The sequence below is a fragment of the Mycobacterium sp. E735 genome (assembly GCF_001666955.1).
GTDB lineage: Bacteria > Actinomycetota > Actinomycetes > Mycobacteriales > Mycobacteriaceae > Mycobacterium.
This window is the reverse complement of the sequence record NZ_LZIX01000312.1, coordinates 1-4879: the sequence shown is the minus strand read 5'-3', so window position 1 is coordinate 4879 and position 4879 is coordinate 1. Positions and strand designations below refer to the sequence as shown.

Annotated in this window: 5 protein-coding genes; 4 read left to right on the top strand and 1 reads right to left on the bottom strand. The window is 67.3% G+C overall.

Features of this window, described 5'->3' with window-relative positions; translation table 11 throughout:
• The 4 genes from A5704_RS25425 to A5704_RS25410 all read left to right on the top strand — a co-directional run.
• Positions 1–1204: aldehyde dehydrogenase (locus A5704_RS25425; protein ID WP_067891710.1), on the top strand; the 1204-nt coding region annotated here is incomplete at its 5' end.
• A gap of 18 nt (positions 1205–1222) precedes the next feature.
• Positions 1223–1972 carry an SDR family oxidoreductase gene (locus A5704_RS25420; RefSeq protein ID WP_067761462.1) on the top strand — a complete coding sequence of 250 codons (750 nt, stop codon included), beginning with the start codon at positions 1223–1225 and terminating at the stop codon, positions 1970–1972.
• Entirely contained in the window at positions 1969–2826 is an 858-nt protein-coding gene (locus A5704_RS25415) for an NAD(P)-dependent oxidoreductase (protein WP_067891709.1), read from the top strand. The genes A5704_RS25420 and A5704_RS25415 overlap by 4 nt, the downstream gene beginning before the upstream one ends.
• On the top strand, positions 2826–3260 hold the full coding sequence (locus tag A5704_RS25410; RefSeq protein ID WP_067761468.1) for a carboxymuconolactone decarboxylase family protein: 435 nt from the start codon (positions 2826–2828) through the stop codon (positions 3258–3260). The genes A5704_RS25415 and A5704_RS25410 overlap by 1 nt, the downstream gene beginning before the upstream one ends.
• Here A5704_RS25410 and A5704_RS25405 read toward each other — a convergent pair.
• Positions 3261–4879, bottom strand: a 1619-nt coding sequence (locus tag A5704_RS25405) for a helix-turn-helix transcriptional regulator (protein ID WP_231969354.1), incomplete at its 5' end; no start/stop codon positions are given. It lies immediately after the preceding gene.

The window sequence follows — 4879 nt, the reverse complement described above, 5'->3', positions numbered from 1 at the left end:
GCGCGACCTGACCATCGCCGAAGTCGGTGCGCCGCGGATGCTTACCGGGATCGCGCAGCTCGAAGTCCCGGTCAACGACCTGGCATTCGCGGCGGATACCGCCGAATCATATGAATACAGCCGGGATCTCGGCGACGCGTCACCGATGGGCATCCCCACCCGGCGCACCATCGCCCGCGAGGCCGTCGGCGTCGTTGGCGCCATCACCCCGTGGAACTTCCCCCACCAGATCAACCTCGCCAAGATCGGGCCCGCGCTGGCCGCCGGGAACACCGTCGTCCTCAAGCCGGCCCCCGATACCCCGTGGTGTGCGGCCGTGCTGGGGGAACTCATCGCCGAGCACACCGACTTTCCGCCCGGGGTGATCAACATCGTCACGTCCAGCGACCACAGGGTGGGTGCGCTGCTGGCGAAAGATCCTCGGGTGGACATGATTTCGTTCACCGGGTCGACAGCCACAGGTCGCAGCGTGATGGCCGATGGCGCCGCGACCATCAAGAAGGTCTTTCTCGAGCTGGGCGGCAAGTCGGCGTTCATCGTCCTCGACGACGCGGACCTGGGCGGCGCGGTGGGCGTGGCCGGCTTCTCGGTGTGCATGCACGCCGGGCAGGGATGCGCGATCACCACCCGGCTGGTGGTGCCGCGCGCGAAGTATGACGAGGCCGTCGCCATCGCGGCCGCCACAATGGGTGGCATCAAGGCGGGTGACCCCACCGATCCCGGAACCATCTGCGGTCCAGTGATTTCGGCGCGCCAGCGGGACCGGATCCAGGGCTACCTCGACTCGGCCATCGCCGAGGGCGGGACGTTCGCCTGCGGTGGCGGCCGGCCGGCCGACCGCGAAGTCGGCTTCTTCATCGAGCCCACGGTGATCGCGGGACTGGGCAACGACGCGCGCTGCGCACGCGAGGAGATCTTCGGGCCCGTCCTGACGGTGATTCCACACGACGGCGACGACGACGCCGTCCGCATTGCCAACGATTCGCCATATGGGTTGTCGGGCACCGTATTCGGCGCCGACCCGGATAGGGCGGCGCGGGTCGCCGCGCGGGTCCGCGCGGGCACCATCAATGTCAATGGCGGGGTGTGGTACTCGGCCGACGCGCCCTTCGGCGGCTACAAGCAGTCCGGAAACGGTCGCGAGATGGGTCTGGCCGGTTTCGAGGAATACCTGGAACTGAAGACCATCGCGACGGCGATCTGACCAGAGGAGCTAGACAGCATGCGGTTTGAGAACAAGGTCGGCATCGTCACCGGGTCCGGCGGCGGCATCGGCCAGGCCTACGCCGAGGCGCTCGCGCGCGAGGGCGCGGCGGTGGTAGTCGCCGACATCAATGCGGAGGCGGCCGAGGGGGTGGCCAAGCAGATCTCCGCCGACGGCGGCACGGCGATCAGCATCCCGGTCGACGTGTCCGACCCGGCGTCGGCCAAGGCGATGGCGGATCGCACGCTGGCGGAATTCGGGGGCATCGACTACCTGGTCAACAACGCGGCGATCTTCGGCGGCATGAAGCTGGACTTCCTGCTCACCATCGACCCCGAGTACTACAAGAAGTTCATGAGCGTCAACCTCGACGGCGCGTTGTGGTGCACGCGCGCCGTCTACAAGAAGATGGCCAAGCGCGGCGGTGGGGCGATCGTGAACCAGTCGTCCACGGCGGCGTGGTTGTACTCGAACTACTACGGCCTGGCCAAGGCCGGGGTGAACGGTCTGACGCAACAGCTCTCCCGCGAGCTGGGCGGCCAGAACATCCGGATCAACGCGATTGCGCCCGGCCCCATCGACACCGAGGCGAATCGGACGACCACCCCGCAGGAGATGGTCGCCGACATCGTCAAGGGTCTTCCCCTGTCACGCATGGGAACTCCCGAGGATCTGGTCGGGATGTGCCTCTTCCTGCTGTCCGACGAGGCATCGTGGATCACGGGGCAGATCTTCAACGTCGACGGCGGGCAGATCATCCGGTCATGAGTGATCACTACAAGCTGGGTTACATCGGTCTGGGCAACATGGGCGCCCCGATGGCCACAAAGATGACCGAGTGGCCGGGCGGGGTGACGGTTTACGACATCCGGACGGATGCGATGACACCGCTGGCGGAGAAGGGCGCCGGCCTGGCCGACAGTGTCGCCGACGTCGCGTCCGCCGACATCGTCCACGTCACCGTGCTCAACGACGACCAGGTACGTGAGGTCGTCGCCGAGCTGGCCGCCCACGCCAAGCCTGGCACGGTAATCGCGATCCACTCGACCATCAGCGACACCACGGCCGCGGAACTGGCGGCCGAACTCAGACCGCAGGGCATTCACGTCGTGGACGCACCCGTCAGCGGCGGTACGGCCGCCGCCGCGAAAGGCGAGCTGGCCACGATGGTCGGGGCCGATCGCGAGGTGTACGAGCGGATCAAGCCGGCGTTCAAGCACTGGGCGACGGTCGTCATCCACGCCGGCGAGCCGGGCGCGGGGACGCGAATGAAGCTGGCCCGCAACATGTTGACGTTCACGTCGTACGTCGCGGCGTGTGAGGCCATGAACCTGGCCGAGGCCGCGGGCCTGGATCTGCAGGCGCTGGGCCGAGTGGTGCGGCACACCGATGCCCTCACCGGCGGGCCGGGCGCGATCATGGTCCGCGACGACATGAATGACCTTCGGCCGGAACACTTTCTGTATCAGCCGTTCATGCACACCCGTGGTCTGGGGGAAAAGGACCTGAGCCTGGCATTGGCGTTGGGCGAGGCGCTGTCGGTCGACCTGCCCCTGGCCAGGCTGGCGTACGAGGGGCTGGCGGCTGGCCTCGGGCTGCCACAAACAGAGAAAGAGGCGTGATGGACGAACTTCGCCGCAAGGGCCTCGAGAAGATGAACGAGGTTTACGGCTGGGAAATGCCCAACATCGAGGGCGACGCGTATTTTGACCTGACCGTCGACCACCTGTTCGGCAGCATCTGGACGCGACCCGGATTGTCGATGCGCGACAAGCGCATCATGACATTGACCGCCGTGACCGCTGTCGGAAACCGCGACCTGGCCGAGATTCAGATCAACGCCGCGCTGCTCAACGGGGAGCTCACCGAAACCGAGTTGAAGGAGATGGCCGTCTTCCTCACCCACTATCTCGGGTTCCCGCTGGGTTCCGCGCTGAACGGCGCCGTCGACGCCGTCGTCGCCAAGCGCAGGAAGGCCGCGGCCAAAGGGGCGGGGGAGGACAAGAAGGCCAACGTGGACGCCGCGTTGAAGATGCACTCCGGCGACAAGGACTGACTAGGCGTGCCGCGAAGCCTCCTGTGCCAGCTGGACTCTCGAGCTGATGCCGAGCTTGGAATAGACATGGCTGAGATGTGCCTGCACGGTGCGCGCCGAGACGAAAAGCCGTGCGGCGATGTCCTTGTTCTGCAGTCCCTCGCTGACCAGCCTGACCACGTTGATCTCCGCGGGGGTCAGTGACGCCCAGCCCGTTGCGGGTCGCTTGCGTTCACCGCGGCCGCGCCGCGCATAGGCGATCGCTTCCTCCGTGGACAGGGCCTCTCCTTCGGCCCGAGCCCGGTGGAATTCGTCGTTTCCCAACGCGTCGCGCAGGGCCGCGACGGCGGCGTCATGTGCGGCGTCGTGAATCTTGAATCGCACATGCCCGGTTCGTTCTCGTTCTGAGGTTGCCGCTCCCAACAGCCGCGCGGCTTCTCGGTTCGCGCCTGCGCCCGCCGCGAGGGTGGCTAGGCATTCCATGACGTCAGGAAGGACGAAGTACGCCTTGTGGTCGACCGCTCCGGCAAGCGCGCCGTGGGCGTCGCGTTCCGCTTGCTCCCAGTCTCGTTGGGCGATCGCGACCCGCGCACGCTTCACCAGGGCGAGCACCCGATGAACCCCCGGGGCGACGGCAACGGCGTCGTCGGCGCAGCGGCGCGCCGATGTCAGATCCCCCTGTGCGAGCGAGATTTCCGCCAGCGGAATGACGTTGACGACAGCGAGTTCAGGCTGGACCTTCAGCCGCTGCCATGCCGCCTCGCCGGCGCGGGCCGATGCGTCCACATCCCCCGCGGCGACCATCGCGACGGCCAGCGCGGCGTACGCGTAGCCCTGGTTGAAGGGTCCGAGGTCTGTGGCGGCTTCAACGGCTGCATTCGCGGCCACCCGCGCCGCGCTCGTGTCACCGGTGTAGGCGAGCATGTGGCCCAGGCTGACGAGGCTGGCCATCTTCCACGTTTCGTCGTGGGCCGTGTCCGACTCGGCAACCAGCGCCCGGAATTGTGCAATGGCGCCCACCAGATCTCCCTCCCACCACTGCGCCAAACCGATACACCACCGGCACCCGCGAGAGGCGTAGCCGTCGCCGATCGCGTCAGCGATGTCACGGCCTTCTTCACCGGCCGCGCGTGCCGCGACCGGATCCCCCTTGCCCGTGACGGCCGCGAAGGCCTGGAACGCGAGGATCTGGTTCAAACTCCAGTCATCTCCCACGGTGCGAGCGAGGCCGAGCGCTTCGTCGAAGTACGAGCCGGCAACGGCCGCATCGTAGGCGGCGATGATTCCGCAACCTGCAAGCGCGCGAACCACCAACGCCGGGTCGTCGATCTCACGGGCGAGCGCCAGAGCTTCCAACGCCATGTCCATGTTGTCGTGGATGGTCTGCGCGCCCTCGAGTATCGCTTTGTCCGCGAGCGCCCGGGCGCGGACGGGGAGCGGCACCTCCACGTCGTGCGCGGCGGCGTCCGCCAGCGCCACGTCGAACCAGGCTGTGCCCTCCCGCAAACGGCCGCGAGTGGTCCAAAGCGGTTGTAAGACCGAGGCTAGCCGCAACGCCTGCGAGATCTCGGCGTTCTCCCGGCACCACGCGAATGCCGCGCGCAGGTTGTCCATCTCGATGGCGGCCTGCTCGATGCGGC